At 33.3% G+C, this 14,828-nt stretch carries 19 protein-coding genes and 1 pseudogene; 5 read left to right on the top strand and 15 right to left on the bottom strand.

Going from position 1 to position 14,828, the window contains the following annotated elements; genetic code table 11:
- From AC1D0Y_RS10980 to AC1D0Y_RS10920, 13 genes and pseudogenes are all read right to left on the bottom strand, one after another.
- Positions 1–163, bottom strand: a pseudogene (locus AC1D0Y_RS10980) (DUF2992 family protein); the annotation flags it as partial.
- A 97-nt stretch (positions 164–260) separates the two neighbouring features.
- The gene (locus tag AC1D0Y_RS10975) at positions 261–530 is read right to left on the bottom strand and encodes a hypothetical protein (RefSeq protein WP_060744986.1); all 270 of its coding nucleotides are present in this window, start codon (positions 528–530) and stop codon (positions 261–263) included.
- Positions 531–628: 98 nt separating this feature from the next.
- Positions 629–859, bottom strand: a complete 231-nt coding sequence (locus tag AC1D0Y_RS10970; RefSeq protein WP_060744985.1) for a hypothetical protein — start codon at positions 857–859, stop codon at positions 629–631.
- Positions 860–1,108: 249 nt separating this feature from the next.
- Positions 1,109–1,798, bottom strand: a complete 690-nt coding sequence (locus tag AC1D0Y_RS10965; RefSeq protein ID WP_028409989.1) for an alpha/beta fold hydrolase — start codon at positions 1,796–1,798, stop codon at positions 1,109–1,111.
- A 165-nt stretch (positions 1,799–1,963) separates the two neighbouring features.
- Positions 1,964–2,887 carry a LysR family transcriptional regulator gene (locus AC1D0Y_RS10960; protein ID WP_176524054.1) on the bottom strand — a complete coding sequence of 308 codons (924 nt, stop codon included), beginning with the start codon at positions 2,885–2,887 and terminating at the stop codon, positions 1,964–1,966.
- 391 nt (positions 2,888–3,278) lie between these two features.
- Positions 3,279–3,854 carry a hypothetical protein gene (locus tag AC1D0Y_RS10955; RefSeq protein WP_477707568.1) on the bottom strand — a complete coding sequence of 192 codons (576 nt, stop codon included), beginning with the start codon at positions 3,852–3,854 and terminating at the stop codon, positions 3,279–3,281.
- A gap of 155 nt (positions 3,855–4,009) precedes the next feature.
- On the bottom strand, positions 4,010–4,357 hold the full coding sequence (locus AC1D0Y_RS10950; RefSeq protein ID WP_060744982.1) for an outer membrane protein assembly factor BamD: 348 nt from the start codon (positions 4,355–4,357) through the stop codon (positions 4,010–4,012).
- A gap of 95 nt (positions 4,358–4,452) precedes the next feature.
- Positions 4,453–4,785, bottom strand: a complete 333-nt coding sequence (locus AC1D0Y_RS10945; RefSeq protein WP_060744981.1) for a hypothetical protein — start codon at positions 4,783–4,785, stop codon at positions 4,453–4,455.
- A 110-nt stretch (positions 4,786–4,895) separates the two neighbouring features.
- Positions 4,896–5,249: a hypothetical protein gene (locus AC1D0Y_RS10940; RefSeq protein WP_060744980.1), complete on the bottom strand. Its 354-nt coding sequence runs from the start codon at positions 5,247–5,249 to the stop codon at positions 4,896–4,898.
- A 115-nt stretch (positions 5,250–5,364) separates the two neighbouring features.
- On the bottom strand, positions 5,365–5,565 hold the full coding sequence (locus AC1D0Y_RS10935; protein ID WP_060744979.1) for a hypothetical protein: 201 nt from the start codon (positions 5,563–5,565) through the stop codon (positions 5,365–5,367).
- A gap of 41 nt (positions 5,566–5,606) precedes the next feature.
- The gene (locus AC1D0Y_RS10930) at positions 5,607–5,837 is read right to left on the bottom strand and encodes a DUF3923 family protein (protein ID WP_060744978.1); all 231 of its coding nucleotides are present in this window, start codon (positions 5,835–5,837) and stop codon (positions 5,607–5,609) included.
- Positions 5,838–6,049: 212 nt separating this feature from the next.
- Positions 6,050–6,355, bottom strand: coding sequence for a hypothetical protein (locus AC1D0Y_RS10925; RefSeq protein ID WP_060744977.1), 306 nt, complete (start codon positions 6,353–6,355; stop codon positions 6,050–6,052).
- A gap of 434 nt (positions 6,356–6,789) precedes the next feature.
- Positions 6,790–7,293 carry a DinB family protein gene (locus AC1D0Y_RS10920; RefSeq protein ID WP_028409980.1) on the bottom strand — a complete coding sequence of 168 codons (504 nt, stop codon included), beginning with the start codon at positions 7,291–7,293 and terminating at the stop codon, positions 6,790–6,792.
- A gap of 96 nt (positions 7,294–7,389) precedes the next feature.
- Here AC1D0Y_RS10920 and AC1D0Y_RS10915 point away from each other — a divergent pair, with 96 nt between their 5' ends.
- Positions 7,390–7,824, top strand: coding sequence for a diguanylate cyclase (locus AC1D0Y_RS10915; RefSeq protein WP_217599304.1), 435 nt, complete (start codon positions 7,390–7,392; stop codon positions 7,822–7,824).
- Between the two features lie 265 nt (positions 7,825–8,089).
- Positions 8,090–8,704 (top strand): DUF998 domain-containing protein, encoded by a 615-nt coding sequence (locus AC1D0Y_RS10910; protein WP_286128139.1) that lies wholly within the window; start codon positions 8,090–8,092, stop codon positions 8,702–8,704.
- 93 nt (positions 8,705–8,797) lie between these two features.
- Here the strand turns inward: AC1D0Y_RS10910 and AC1D0Y_RS10905 are convergent, their stop codons facing one another.
- Entirely contained in the window at positions 8,798–9,394 is a 597-nt protein-coding gene (locus tag AC1D0Y_RS10905; RefSeq protein WP_060744974.1) for a YdcF family protein, read from the bottom strand.
- Positions 9,395–10,238: 844 nt separating this feature from the next.
- On the opposite strand from AC1D0Y_RS10905, the gene AC1D0Y_RS10900 reads away from it, so the two are divergent.
- Together AC1D0Y_RS10900 and AC1D0Y_RS10895 are read left to right on the top strand one after the other, a co-directional pair.
- Complete coding sequence (locus tag AC1D0Y_RS10900; RefSeq protein WP_477707567.1) at positions 10,239–11,408, top strand: FtsW/RodA/SpoVE family cell cycle protein; 1,170 nt, start codon at positions 10,239–10,241, stop codon at positions 11,406–11,408.
- Between the two features lie 142 nt (positions 11,409–11,550).
- On the top strand, positions 11,551–12,741 hold the full coding sequence (locus AC1D0Y_RS10895; protein WP_217599306.1) for an FtsW/RodA/SpoVE family cell cycle protein: 1,191 nt from the start codon (positions 11,551–11,553) through the stop codon (positions 12,739–12,741).
- A 228-nt stretch (positions 12,742–12,969) separates the two neighbouring features.
- Here the strand turns inward: AC1D0Y_RS10895 and AC1D0Y_RS10890 are convergent, their stop codons facing one another.
- Positions 12,970–13,881 (bottom strand): C40 family peptidase, encoded by a 912-nt coding sequence (locus tag AC1D0Y_RS10890; RefSeq protein WP_028409974.1) that lies wholly within the window; start codon positions 13,879–13,881, stop codon positions 12,970–12,972.
- A 315-nt stretch (positions 13,882–14,196) separates the two neighbouring features.
- On the opposite strand from AC1D0Y_RS10890, the gene AC1D0Y_RS10885 reads away from it, so the two are divergent.
- Positions 14,197–14,709, top strand: coding sequence for a DUF2062 domain-containing protein (locus AC1D0Y_RS10885; RefSeq protein ID WP_477707566.1), 513 nt, complete (start codon positions 14,197–14,199; stop codon positions 14,707–14,709).
- Positions 14,710–14,828 lie beyond the last annotated feature (119 nt).

Here is a 14,828-nt window from a genome sequence, read left to right as displayed (position 1 = left end):
TCCAAATACATAACGAAATGCTTTTAACTTACCGCCTTCTACAACTTCAATAATTCCTACCCAAAACTGACCATCATGGTAAATCGTTAGTGACATAACGATTCCCTCCTCTAAACATACTATGAAATGATGGACATCCCGAGGAGGGGAAGGTTACTGACATTAATACATATCAATGCATCCGGACTACCAACCGAATTGTGTTTTTACATCTCACATACAAATTTTAACATGAAAATATTTATTATAACTACCTTCTTTTATTTTTCACCAAAATTCATTGCAAAAAATAAAAAGCTCGCCATAATAAATATTGGGATTACTGCAAAAGAGATTAAACTAAAATATTTCATCAACCCTTTTTCTTGTTTTCCAAAAGCTATTATTCCACATGAAAATCCTATCGAATAAAGGGTAATACATACATACCAAATGTTGGGGCTATGTATGGGTGTAAGGTATCGTCCAACACCAACAGCAATCCCAAGCAACGATAACCACAGTGAATATTGACTAAAACGTTGTTTCAATTTGGTCCTCTGCAAACTAGATATATGTTTATATGGCACCATTTAACTAGCAGCTACCATAATGTACTTAATCACCAGTAGAAAAAAGCTTGGGTGAATCACTCCAAACTCTTTTTTCTATAAACAAAGAAACCTATCACCGCTCCCAGTACAGCTATAACTACACTAAAACGAATTAGATGAATAATAAAATCAGTAAGGTTTAAATACGTTGTTTCTGTTACACCATCACCCATTGATTGGACTTCTTTATATGGAATCACAAAGAAACTTAATGATACTCCTAAAATAAGGCCGTAGAAAAAACCTTTTTCTATAAATTTCAACAAGACACTCTCCTCCTTTCAAACATGCTCATTTAATGAGTTATAGTATTCCCTATAACTATTAAAAGGCGTTTATTTATCTTCCATAAAAATTATTTTATTATGAATTTTATTACATTTAATTCATATATTAACATATTCGAGGATTAAAAGGGAGACTAACGTATAGTCTCCCTTTCTATAAAAGTTTAATAACTTTTACCATGTTATTTACTTCACCAAACTTTCAAATTAAATAAAAGCTCCAGAAAGTCACGAATCAAGGAAGCTTTTCACAGCAGTTAAAAAAGAGGATAAGTTTCCTGTATGCACCTCATGTCCAGCCCCTTCTATCGTTACTAATTTGCAATTTGGAATGCGCTTAGAAACTTCCTGTAATTTATCTTGAGGAATATGGCTGGATCCTCCTCCTATGATGAGAGTAGGTGCAATTATCTCTGTAAGACTTCCCCACCATTTAGGGTTGGGGTTGTTTAACTGGTGAAGAACTGAAGGTACAACCTCCCAGTCAAACGGTAAAGAACCAGGCGGTTTGGCAGGAATTTCGAACTTCTCTCCTGTAAAAGGTGGAGGAGTATCTTCAACAATCAGCCGATCTACCCTTTCTGGAAATGTTTCAGAAAAAAGATAGGACACCGTACCGCCCATAGAATGCCCAATTAACGTAAAGCGCTCCAAATTCATCGCATTTACAAACTGAAGCAAGTCATCACACATGAGTTCAAACGTGTACGCGTCAGTTCTCTCACTTCCACCGTGTCCTCGCTGATCTAAAGCTAGAAACCGATATTCCTTCCCTAATACAGCTGCTACTTCATCCCAAGACTCTGCACTCATTCCCAAAGCGTGAAGTGCAATAATAGCGGGTGCCGAAACTTTGCCCGCCTCTCGATATTGAAATGTTAAACCATTTAGTTCAATTTGATTTACTCCCATTTTCAAATTAGATCAACTCCTAACTCAGATTTCACCAATTAAAATCTAGATTATTAAGGTTCATCTATATATTAGCGAAGGAATGAAGATTTCCTTCATCTCTTATCTTATTAGGAAAGATATTAGATTATTTTATGTATCCTGTGTAATTCTTTAGTCAGCATAACGCACCTAGAGTTTTTTACTTTCGAGACCTATATAATTTAAACCAAAAGTACTGCAAGCCAATTGAATAAAAGATTGCAAAGGAAGAGACATGAATTTATCTTTATGCCAAAACATTTGTGTGTAAAGAGGTGTATCAACTTTAGTGCATGCTAATTCTTTTAATATACCTTTCTCAACTTCCGCTTTTACTACTACTTCCGGTAGTATGGCAATACCTAAATCTAACATTACACACTGTTTAATAGCTTCTACGCTTACAAATTCAAATTTAGTTGATGTGCAAATACCCGCCTCACGAAACAAGTTTTCCAATACTACCCGGTATGAACAACCCGACTCAGTATACAAAAGAGTCTCATTCTCAAGGTCTTCTAAGTAGATTTCCGCTTTATTAGCTAAAGGATGCTGAGGAGAAGCTATAATTTTTAGGTTTTCTGCAACAAGACATTGCGTATGTAGATTTGCATCGTAATGCTGAATAGGCTCCAATGTAAAGGCAATATCAAGAGTGCCATCTAGTAGCTGCGCTCTCGTTTGTTCTTGAGAGTAAATGGGCTTAAAGATCATTTTAACCTTTGGAAATTGATCCTTGAACTCTTTTAATATTGGAGGCAATCTATACGTGCACTGACTTTCAGAAGATCCAATTATAAGCGTACCTGCGGGCTCCTCCACTCCACTTACAGCGTTTTTTGCTTCCTTAGTCAATTGAATCAGTTTATCGGCGTACCTTTTGAATTCTCTACCTGCTTCTGTTAAAACCAAGCGCTTTCCGAGACGTTCAAATAAAGGCGTTTCAAGTTCATTTTCAAGAGCTTTTATTTGAGCAGTAACGCTTGATTGAGCAAAGTTCAAAATTTTAGCTGTATATGTAAAATTTAAATTTTCTGCAGCTGTTTTAAATGTAATCAGTTGTTTTATTTCGATTTTCCTCACCTCTTTATAATCGGATATTTCGATTGATTCAATCGTAATGTTCATCTGTAACGATTGCTAATTTCATTATAAAATATGGTAAATCAAACCACAACATACTAAATATAAAGAGATAAGGGGAAATCATAATGTCTATAAAAAAAGAGAATACAAAGGAATCAACCGTTCTAATGCCAAAAAATACAAGTGACAAAAACTTCAAATACTATTGGAATGAAATTATTCGAGCGCTTATCGTAACCAAATAAGTAGGGCTAATCAATTTTATTTTCGGGAAAAGTAAATCCACATACAAGCGTATAAATATAAAAACAATAGCTCGCTAACGCTGACGATATACAGGATTAGCGAGCTATTAATCTATTTAAACTTATAATCATGTTTATTGGCTTGAATCTAACCTAAACTTTGCAATATCCTTTTCATCTTGGGAGATAACGAGTGTACCCTTTAACGCATTAGCTTGTAGCTTTTTTAGTTCTTCTTCAGTTGGCAAAAGAGGTAATTCATTATTTTTTTCCTTTGCTCCTAAGGTGTAACTAAGAGTAAATTTACTTGTTCCTTTAGATGGAATTTCTCCTATACTCATACCAATACCTAACTTATTGTTATCCATATTATAAATATTTGAACCAATTGATTCCTTTACAGCTGATACTAACTCCTTATCTGGTTTTATGCGAATGTTTGTTTTAGCAGAATCAGAGAGAGCCATAATATTATTAGACGTATTTTCCATCGTAAATGTATAGCGTAACTCCATTGGAACGATACTTTTACTTTTATTCTTTTTATCAGGTACTATCATTTCCCCAACGATTTTTTTATCATCTGTTAACGTTACCTCTGTTTTTTGTAATTTTAAGTACTCAACATTGTTTACATATTCCGTTTTTGAACAAGCGGAGATGATAAACACCAAACACATAATAAACAAACCAAGATAGAACTTTTTCATATTTCTCCTCCAAACATTTTTCGTCCCCCACCAATAAACATATGTTATTATATTTTCTATATTTTGTATTTTATAATTGTCATATGAGCTATTATTAAACGTAAAAACACCAAGGTGCTTTATGTTTCCTTGGTGTCTTTTATTTGTTTTTGTATCTAGTAATTTTCTTCTACAAAACGTATCGCTTTGTTTAATTCTGAAGTTCTTAAAACGACTTCTTTATCATTAAAAATAATAAAGAAAGGGCTGCCTTCTACCTTTAAGTCTGGATATTGATTCTTTACTTCTTCCAACGAAGAAAAATATCGAACTTGTTTTAAACCCATTATTTCCTCTGGATGATCGATCTCTTCTCCTACTGCCAAAATAGAATATTCTTCTCCATCTGACAATAACTCTTTAGGTGGAGAATCCGCGTATTGTTTTTTCCAAATTAAACTTGAACATGCTGCACATAGAATAACCAAAGATAGAATAAAAGGTAAGTATAACCACTTTTTCATAACACAGCCCCTTCTGTATTCGAAATATATTTCAAAAGAAAAATGATGCAACATCTTTACCTACCATAATGGGTTTTACAGACACTTTAGCACCTTTATTGACGCGAGTACAAAAACCACGCAGGCATCTCGGTGTTTTCAATTAGCAGCACTTGTTTATGCTTAGGATCACCTTTAATAGCATAAATAAAATCCCCATTTTGTGTTTTACCAAAGGCTCTAAAATATTTCTTAGAGTCATACTTTGTTTGATCAGCCATCTCTGTGCACTCATATTTTCCATATGTATCACTTAAAAGCTTTGTGTTAAACATATTATCGTCTTTTGTTACATAAAACTTATCGTAAGAAAAGAACAAAAAATATATACTTAACGCCCCTATAATTGTTATACAACTAGCTAAGCCCCATCGAATTTTTTTATTCACTTTCGACCTCTTAAAATTTTTTTGTTTTACTATAATTAGGTTTTGATATATGTAATACGCTCACGTAGAACGTATTTTCTGAAAGATAAAGTAGTCAACTTAAATAATACTCATCTTTTTTGGGCTACCTTTTTCATTAACTGACTTTTATGATCTTTATTTTTAACTATAATATAATCCTCTGTTCCTTTTACTGAATAGATTTCTGAACCAACTGTAAAATAGTTTGATTGATTATTACCTTCGGGCATCGTAGTTGCTTTAGTTTTCTTTTCTATGGTTCCTATTTGGTCTCCTATTTCTTGTGTTTGATCTAATTTATCTTCTGTTCCGTTATATTCCTTGTTTTCAACTACAACAATGATAGCAGAAGAACTCTCTATATTTTCCCCTGTACTTTCTTGATTACATGCAGTTAGAACGGTTAAATAAACTACTGACAGAAAACTAAGTGTTCTCTTCATAATAGCCTCCAAAAATCATTTTCCTTACCCCTTGATTAAAATTGATATTAGGCGATATACCAAGTTCAGTGACGTATCATAATGTATTCGAAAACGAACAATCCTAAAAGTTCTATTAAAAAAACTTTCCGGCTTCCTCCACATAAAAATCCACATAACCGCAGCTTGAACAAACATAAGGTATTAATTCGCTGTAATGGTGATTGTTATTTAATACGCTGCTCGGTGTTTTATTTACACCTACTGTACCAGGTGATGATTGAATACGAGCTTTGATTAGAGTTGAATCACATTTAGAGCATTTTTTGCTTTGCATACACATCATCCCTCTCTATTCCATAACATTATTCCTATTTTCTATAGTACATGCTTACTAACTTTAAAATTAATAATTAGCCATATAACTTGAATAATCAAAGGGAAAATAAATGCAATTAGCAACACTATAAATGCGAACAATTTCAGCTCCGGTGTTTGGGTAACACCCGCTCCATCCACTTCTCTTGTCCAGATAACAGCTGTGCCTACAGCAAAAAGTATGATCCAAATTATATTAGCTATACACCAGGAAATCCATCGTCTTTTCACATCATCACTTCTTTCAATTTAAGCTGCATCTTTCTTTATTAATTCCCAGATAAGAGCAATGGTAGAAATAGCTCCACCTACCGCAAAGAGATAAGAAGAACACGGTATTGTTTCATGTATGAATAAACCTCTTATTCCATAAAAACATAGGATAATAGTGCTGATTAAACCAATCATAAGCCGAATATTTTTATTGATCGTTTTCTCCCCCTTTAGGCTTCTCTTTGCACCTGATCCTTTATCATAAGCCCAAATAAAGCGAAGAAGTTCAACACAACCAGCAATCCATAATAAAAGCCGATCCCTTCAAAAAGCAAAGAGAGAATAGGAAATATCATAGATTCAAAGCCAAATAACATAATAATAAGCCCAATTCCTTTAGCTAGCTGTTTTTCATCCTTAGGTGTAAATATCTTTCCATACCCAGCAATAAAATTAGTACTACCTTTTTTCCATACACGTTTCCCAATATAAATGATGAAGCAGCTTACTAAACATATAAATAATACGTTTAACATCAGATATTATCCCTTCTTTACACACTCCAATTTAACATATATAGTATATTTCACCATAAAAATTTACAAATATTATGTATTAAAGGTGGACTCATAAAATATAACACTATAAAATATATCCATACTAAGTATGGATATTTTAATTAATCAAGAACTCACTGAAGAATATAATAAAACTGAAAAAGTTGTGAAAAGCGCCTTTTAAAATGAAGAATACAGCGATAAGAAAGAACATTTTGACGTGCTTGAAGAATTCTTTATGACCTTAGAGTTAACAGAGGGATTATTAAAAAATATGCAAGGTGTTGTGCAGTACTCAAAAGTTTTTTCAGAGTAAGTACTAACTGATTAATTAGGTTTTATGTAAAGGCTGCCTGAGAAAAAATTTTATAGTATTTTCTATGGACAGCCTCTTTTTTATTTACCTGATATTATTAAAGCGGTGGGTTTTCCACACCTAAATGAACCCAATCTTCTTTTGGAGGCCCATAAACTCCAGGGGGTTTCAGTCCTGCTTGACGCATCAGAATGGTAATTTGACCTCGGTGATGAACAATATGCTTGATTAGTCCCATTAAGATTGTGGCATTTGATTGGGTTCTTCCGAACGCTTCTTGCGTATGTCCTAAAGATTCATCTGTCCATTGCTGTTCAATGATTTTAGCAGCGTGAGAACTTACATTTTTAAAGGTTATAGCGATTTCCTGTGCTGAAGATGGAACGCTTGCTGTACTTTCTATTCTATCTATGCTCAGTCCAAATTCAGTTAGATAATCTGGAATATTTGTTGTAAAATGCCAAGCGATTCTTCCTAACGTACGTCCTTCAGGGCAAACTTGTTGTTTCAACGAATCATCTGTTAAGCTATCCAAAACTTTTTGAGTTAGCATGGCTTCGCTGTTCCATTCTTTGATAAAATCTGAAATGGTGTTATACATGTAAAAGACCTCCCAATATAAATCTAACCTAAATTAACACTTAAATAATATCATAGAAAAAACCAATTGGCTTATTTACTAAAGAAAGGAGATTCTATGTTATTTAAAGCTACCGCTCAAAAAACTATCATGTTTGCTTTATTACTTTTGTATGCTTTATTATTCATTCAAGCAATTCAATATAAAGTACTTGCCTTCTTACTTCTTTTTGCTATCCTCTGTTCATTTCTTTCCCTTTTCCTCAGATATGAATTTCAGATAGACAAAGATGCTTTAACCTATAGAACATATATATTATGGTTTAAAGTATATGCAAAAACCGTTAAACCAATGGACATTAAAAGAATTGTATTTAAAAGGTTAAGTTGGAAAGCAAAATTGGCTGTAGTACAAGTAGAAAACGGCTGGAATATGCGAATAGCATTATTTAATCCACCAAATGTTTTTAGGGAATTAGAAAGATTTGCACATGAATATGATGTAGATATTCAAAAAACATCAGATTATAAAATTTTAGATAAAACGCCTTGAATGTCACTGCGTTTTGGATACATTAAACTACACGTAAGTTAAGCCTTATAATCAGCAGTTATTCATTTCTAATTAAGCAGCTTTTGGACCTCTTTACCGCTACCAAACATTAGTAAAGAGGTCTTTTCCTAAGTACCTCCAAGTTTAAACACTTTGTCCTCCTTCCTCACATCAACCTCAAGCCCTACATAAAAATAGGCTTCAAGACCATTTTGTTTAATATTATTTGGATATACAATTCGTATATAACACTTTTTAAGAGGTGATGATTCTGTATATATCAAAAAAGGTTGGCATTTTAAGCTGGTTTGCTACTTGCTTGTATTTTTTAGTTGAACCTTTCTTTATTTTGACTTCAACTGCTCCCTACAGTTTTTTAAATCACGCAATGAGTGATCTTGGCGTAACTTCTTGTGGAACCTACACCTATTCAATTGCACCTCATGACATTTGCTCTCCTAACCATTTCTGGATGAACGTATTGTTTATTATAAACGGATTAACACTTTCGATTGGTATTCTGTACATTTCACAAAAACTCAAGAAAACAAAAATAACCCAGCTAGCAACAGCTTTTATTCTTATATTAGCTTTAGGTAACGTTGTTTCAGGCTTTATACCGGCTGATATAAATTTATTTTGGCATTCAATATTCGCTCAACTTGGCATGATCACTGTTTTAGCTGGTCTATGGATATATGCATCCTCCTTAACCAGCGGCAAGTATTGGACTTATGGCTGTTTAGTCTCCTTACTAGTCATCCTCATACTCATTATGCTTGTATTTTTTGTTCCTATGCCTACCGGTCTGCTGCAAAGATTATTCTATTTAGTAATCTTTATATGGGGCACTATGCTTTCCTTTATGTTAAACAAATAATCTATCATCACAGGACTATGTTGAACTACTCCTCGTCATCTCAAAAAGCAAAAAGTCCATAGAGGCATCCCCTATGGACTTTTTTGCAATTTTTTAGATAAATTCTCTTAATAATTCTTTAGATTTCTTTCCGCTAAAACCAAAATAATTGCCAATAAGCTTGACGTATTCTGTGTAGGTAACTTTTCTATTTAAAGCAGTTTCCCACCATCTCTGTGGATTATAATAGCGACTTCCACTAGAACAATAGGTTAATTGTATTTGGGTATCCTTAAATTCTTTATTAAAGTTTTTTTCTACCCTTTTCATATGATAGTTGGAAGAAACAACGATAGCGGATTGAAAATGATAGTTCATCATTAGCCTTTTTGTGAATTTAGCGTTTTCCGTAGTACTTGTAGCGTGATTTTCTAATATAATTGAATCCTCAGGTATTCCTGAGTCCTTGGCTTGATGATAAAAATTATTTTCTTGACCATTCGAAAGGATTAAATGAGCCGCATAGCCTTTTTTATATAATTCAATTCCTTTCTCCAGTCGATCATTATCACCACTTAACACAATGATCACGTCAGATTTTACAGGCTTTTCGTTTACCACAAGCTCTTTCCCGGCAAACAGAAAAAAAATAATCCCTAATCCCAGCATAAATATACTAATTTTTATCTTTTTACCTTTAATTTTTTGCATATAGACCCTCATTTAAAAAGTTCACTTCATATCGTATCATAAAGCTCAATATTCATAAAAATAAAAAGGTGCTTTCAAAAAAACTTTGCATTCTGTAAACAATCACAGCTTTTATATAAAAGTTAACATTAAAAATTTCAAAGAACATTCTTTCTCAATATTTTCATGAATAACATGAATTTTATACAAATTTAAATATTTTTTAACTTATTTGTATTAATATTTCTCTTTTCACTTATTTTTCATTTTTTAATGATAAAATTACAAACGATATGAGAAGTAAGCAAAATAGCTTATTTATTAACCTAAAAAAACTGACCATTATGGTCAGTTTTTTAGTGTAAAAAGAGTTAGTTGCATCATAGTTTTCTAACCGAATTTAACCAAAGTAATTCAGTTTGTAGTTAAATTCTAAGTTTTTTATTAGACAAATATTTTTCCTTAATGTTAAAATGTTTCCCTGAGGAAAGATAAATTAGGATTCTAATATATAAACTGCTAACACATGTAGACATTTCAGTCTGTTCTAAGTCAAAATTTTATTTTCAAAGGGTTTCTTATGCTCGAAAAGTTTCCTTAGGGCAAATTTATAGTACTTAATAAAAAAAATAAGCTGAAGTCAAGAAAATGTCTTGTTCACTAAATTAGGGCTAATAAACGTTTTGATTATACAGGCTATCGTATGGTAGACCTTTTATATAAAAAATCACAGTTAAAACAGATTGGAGGTTTGTGATAGATTGTGAGAAGAAATCTATTTTATTGATATTTTTCTAACATACATTAGAGAACCTTATATTCAGTGATTGGAATAGAAATTTAATAAAGAAAAGGTGTTTTAAACATGGAACGCAAGAAGTCAGAAAGCTTTAATTATGGTCTTGCTTTTACACTGCTGCTGTTTTTTATTATTAGCTGTATAGCTATTTATAACGCGCAAAAAACAGGACAGTATTCTACAAACTTCGTAATTAAACAAGTTGAATGGTACGCAGTAGGTATTGGGATTATCTTCATCACCATGAGGCCCGATGAGGAACAGTGGGACCGATTCACATGGTTCTTTTATGGGCTAAATATTTTTATCCTTATTTTACTCATCGTTTCTCCCCAAAGTATTGCTCCTGTCAAAAATGGTGCAAAAAGCTGGTTCGTCCTTCCTGGTATTGGATCGATACAGCCGTCAGAGTTCACAAAAATCTCTTTAATCTTAGCATTTAGTAAAGCCATACGAAATCATAACGAAAAATTTCGCGTAAGAGATATAAGAAGCGACGTTTTACTCGTTGGAAAGCTAGGAGCTACGTTAGCGGTCCCTATTCTTCTTATTATGCAGCAGCCCGATTTAGGAACGGCACTCGTAATGATCTTTTTATTCTTTGTCATGATATTCGTTTCAGGAGTAAGTTTTAAGCTCATTCTTCCTACCTTTACTTCAATTATAGGAATCGCTTCAGGTATTTTATATATGGTTTTGAACCACCCAAAAATATTGGAAAAATATTTGCACGTTCAATCCTATCAGTTTGATCGTATCTATGCGTGGTTTGATCCAGAATCTTATGCAGGCAGCTTGTCTTACAACTATATGCAAGTGTTAAAAGCAATAGGTGCCGGATCCATTTCAGGAAGAGATACATCAAAATTTTCAGTATATGTTCCCGAAAAACATTCAGACTTTATTTTTAGTGCAATTGGAGAAAGTTACGGCTTCTTAGGAACTAGCCTTATCCTTTTCTTATTTATGGTGCTGATTTACCAAATTATTACCATCGCATTTCACACGAAAGATCAATTCTCTACATACATTTGTACCGGCGTTATTTCGATTGTTTTCTTTCATGTTTTAGAAAATGTGGGCATGTGTATAGGACTTCTTCCGATAACGGGAATACCACTGCCGTTTATTAGCTACGGGGGAAGTGCGTTAATGAGTACGATGTTTTTGATGGGACTAGTATTAAATATAAGCTTTCGATCAAAAGCCTATATGTTTGATCAGGATGTGAGGTAATACAATGATTAATAAAAAAATGGCTAAAGAGATAAATTTAGACCTAAAGATTCGTATAAAAGTATTGAAATATATGTGTATTTTTTTATTTTCTCTCTTGTACATAGCCGTTATTAGGTGGGTTTTTTAGGAGGAGTTTTTTATGTTCAAAAAAATTCTAAAATGTTACGATTACAAATTTATTGCTGCGTTAATTGTTCTAAGCCTGATCGGTTTAATTATGGTTTATAGTGCCAGCATGGTAACAGCAATTAGCCGTTATGGTGTATCTGGGGATTATTTTTATAAAAAACAAAAGCTTGCTCTTATAGCAGGCTTTATCCTTTTCACATTAGCAGCTATCGTACCATATAAAATTTATCAAGAAAAAGCAGTATTAAAATTTTTATTAGGTGTCGCTATTTCACTCCTTATTTTAGTTTTAGCTTTTGGACATACAGCGGGTAATGCACAAAGTTGGTTTAAAATAGGGCCTATTGCTATTCAGCCGTTAGAAATAACAAAATTAACGCTTATTATCTATTTAGCCGCTGTTTTTGCAAATAAACAAGAGTATATCAATGATTTAAAAAGGGCGATTCTTCCACCTATGGTGGTTGTGCTTTTTATTTGTTTCTTAATTATCTTGCAGCCTGACTATGGTGGAGCCTTGCTTATTTTAGGAACAGTTGCAGCTATTGTGTTATGTTCAGGGATTTCAAAGAAATCTATTTTAAAAATTAGTTTATTAGGGCTAATTGGAACACTTGTTATGTTAGCCGTTTTATTAGTAACCGGAAACATGGATCTTTTGTTTTCTCCGGGGCGTTTGGCTCGTTTTACCGGATTCTTGCATCCTTTTGAAAATCAACAAGGCGATGGATATCAACTTGTTAATTCTTATGTGGCTATAGGAAACGGAGGAATATTAGGTATGGGGTTAGGACAAGGCATTCAAAAAACGGGCTACTTGCCTGAATCACATACGGATTTTATTATGGCCATTATTGCAGAAGAGCTGGGATTTTGGGGTGTACTTCTTGTATTGGGGCTACTGTTTTTTATTATTTTTAAAGGATTAAAAACAGCTATTAAGTGTCGTGATCCTTTTGGAGCACTGTTAGCTATCGGTATTTCCGTTATGATTGCTGTTCAAGTATTTGTAAACCTTGGGGCTGTCACAGGTCTTCTTCCTATTACTGGTGTCACCTTTCCTTTTATAAGCTTTGGAGGTTCTTCGCTTACATTGTTAATGCTTGCTGCAGGAATACTTACCAATGTTTCCATGTTTAACACATACACTCAAACATTCAAAAGCCATTCAATGGAACAAGCTTATATAAGAAGTGTTTAACGCCTGAATGGCTAAATGGTGTATGTTAGCTAGCGTTATTGTTATTAACAAGCTGCTACAGGACACATACATCTAATTCTTTCAACCAAGCTCAACCTCTATATTAAGACCATTGTTCGCTGCTATAACAAAAAGTCCTGACTGTATATCAGGACTTTTCACTTTATTTACACAAATAATAATAAAGCTGCTTAGTTTCAATTGCTATATTTTTTTACTAGTAATCTATTAGAAAATAGATTTACTTCCTAAATAACGAGGTGCCCAGTAAGAGTTGCTTAACGATGCAATAGTTACACCAGTTGAACTGCCAGCATGAATAAACTGCCCGTTTCCAATATAAATTCCAGCATGTGAAGGACCTCCAGTAGTATCAAAGAACACAATATCTCCTACATTTGGAGTAGATGTACTTTTTCCTGACTGATACAAGGTAGCTACTGTTCGCGGTACAGTTACTCCGCCTCCATTTTTAAATACATAATAAATGAAACCGCTGCAATCGAAACCACTCGGTGATGTTCCTCCCCACACATATGGTACGCCTATGAATTTTTTAGAATAAGCAATTATATCACTAGCTGTCGCTTGCGTTGAACTATTGACAGTTGAAGAACCAGTGGAGCTGCTAGATGCGTTATTTAAAGCATTCAAAGTAGCCGGACCTACTATTCCATCCACGGCTAAACCATGATCCCGTTGGAAATTCATAACCGCAGTTTGAGTAACTGTACCAAAATAGCCTGTTGGGGTGGCATTAAAGTAACCTTTTTCCTTTAACAATTGCTGTACTTTTTCAACTTCATTGCTAGTCATTCCATATTTTAAAAGTGTACCGTTTGTAACCGTACTTGTTGAATTACCTATTAACGCTTGATATGTATTAGATCCTACAATTCCATCAGCGGTTAAACTATGAGAACGCTGAAAGCTTAAAACTGAATCTTTTGTAATTGAACCAAAATAGCCAGTCGAAGTAGCTGAAAATATCCCCTTCTGTCTTAAAACATCCTGTAATTCTTTTACGTCTGGATCTGTCATACCTTCTTTTAATAGCTTGTCTCCTAAAGCTGCCTGGCTTATTGTCGGTAACACAATCAATGACGAGCATAGAGCTAATGAAGAAATTATCTTTTTCACTAAGTATATCCCCCGATGTTATATTTTTCTTATTCTTGACTATAAAATTTTAGCAGGGAGAAAGAGAAAAGAAACAACCTATTTGTGAATTTTTTGTGACATTTTCAAAAATCACTTGATTTATTAGGAGGTAATTATTTGTTTTGTCATATAAAGTATAAATATACTTATAATGGTTAAATTTGTTGTTCTTTAACCTCATTTATCTTTTTACTTATATAACGCCAAATCTTGAATACAATAAAACACCTTTCTATAATGGTATACACCAAAAGGAAAGATAGGATGCCAGCGTGAAAAGATAGGAGGAATAATGTGGGCAAATTAGTATTTTTGAAGCGCCGATTTAAATACTTACTTCTTAAACTATTAAGATTAAAAGATCATTCACATAAAGTTGCGCTAGGTTTTAGTCTAGGTTCTGTTGTGAACTTTGTTCCTACCTTTGGATTGGGCCTTATAATATCCATAGGTTTAGCTAAATTATGTAAAGGAAACAGCATAGCAGGCCTTATTGGTGGAATGTTTTTTATGTGGGCCTTTCCGTTGATGTTTTACTTAAATACAGTAGTGGGAGGATATATATTTCCAATCGACCTTAATCAAACTTTGCTTCAGAATGCAGATGAAGATTTGGATAATCGACTAGAACTAGGAGCGAAAGTAGGAAAGAATTTTTTAACAGGAATGGTTCTTAATAGCTTCTTATTTGGAAGTATACTTTATATTGTTAGTTACTATATTATAAATCAGTACAGAGGCTTCCTCTTACACTACATCTATAAGAAATGGACAGTAAAAAAACACACTAAAAAAACGGATAATTAGCTCAATTTCAACATTTATCTTTAATTGTAAAGCGATATAGCTGAACATTTTTTAAAAAGGCATAGAGATAAATTAGCCTATAATTGATACCTATGGTTATCAATTATAGGCTATACGAG

It is taken from the genome of Priestia sp. P1_B12_1 (genome assembly GCF_056406695.1).
The sequence above is the reverse complement of the archived record's forward strand: the minus strand, read 5'-3'. Positions and strand labels throughout refer to the sequence as shown.

Bases quoted from the DNA above. Each gene is read 5' to 3' on its own strand.
- AC1D0Y_RS10955 (WP_477707568.1), bottom strand. From the start codon at position 3,854: ATGAAAAAGTTCTATCTTGGTTTGTTTATTATGTGTTTGGTGTTTATC.
- AC1D0Y_RS10950 (WP_060744982.1), bottom strand. From the start codon at position 4,357: ATGAAAAAGTGGTTATACTTACCTTTTATTCTATCTTTGGTTATTCTA.
- AC1D0Y_RS10940 (WP_060744980.1), bottom strand. From the start codon at position 5,249: ATGAAGAGAACACTTAGTTTTCTGTCAGTAGTTTATTTAACCGTTCTA.
- AC1D0Y_RS10935 (WP_060744979.1), bottom strand. From the start codon at position 5,565: ATGCAAAGCAAAAAATGCTCTAAATGTGATTCAACTCTAATCAAAGCT.
- AC1D0Y_RS10925 (WP_060744977.1), bottom strand. From the start codon at position 6,355: ATGTTAAACGTATTATTTATATGTTTAGTAAGCTGCTTCATCATTTAT.
- AC1D0Y_RS10920 (WP_028409980.1), bottom strand. From the start codon at position 7,293: ATGTATAACACCATTTCAGATTTTATCAAAGAATGGAACAGCGAAGCC.
- AC1D0Y_RS10915 (WP_217599304.1), top strand. From the start codon at position 7,390: ATGTTATTTAAAGCTACCGCTCAAAAAACTATCATGTTTGCTTTATTA.
- AC1D0Y_RS10910 (WP_286128139.1), top strand. From the start codon at position 8,090: ATGATTCTGTATATATCAAAAAAGGTTGGCATTTTAAGCTGGTTTGCT.
- AC1D0Y_RS10905 (WP_060744974.1), bottom strand. From the start codon at position 9,394: ATGCAAAAAATTAAAGGTAAAAAGATAAAAATTAGTATATTTATGCTG.
- AC1D0Y_RS10900 (WP_477707567.1), top strand. From the start codon at position 10,239: ATGGAACGCAAGAAGTCAGAAAGCTTTAATTATGGTCTTGCTTTTACA.
- AC1D0Y_RS10895 (WP_217599306.1), top strand. From the start codon at position 11,551: ATGTTCAAAAAAATTCTAAAATGTTACGATTACAAATTTATTGCTGCG.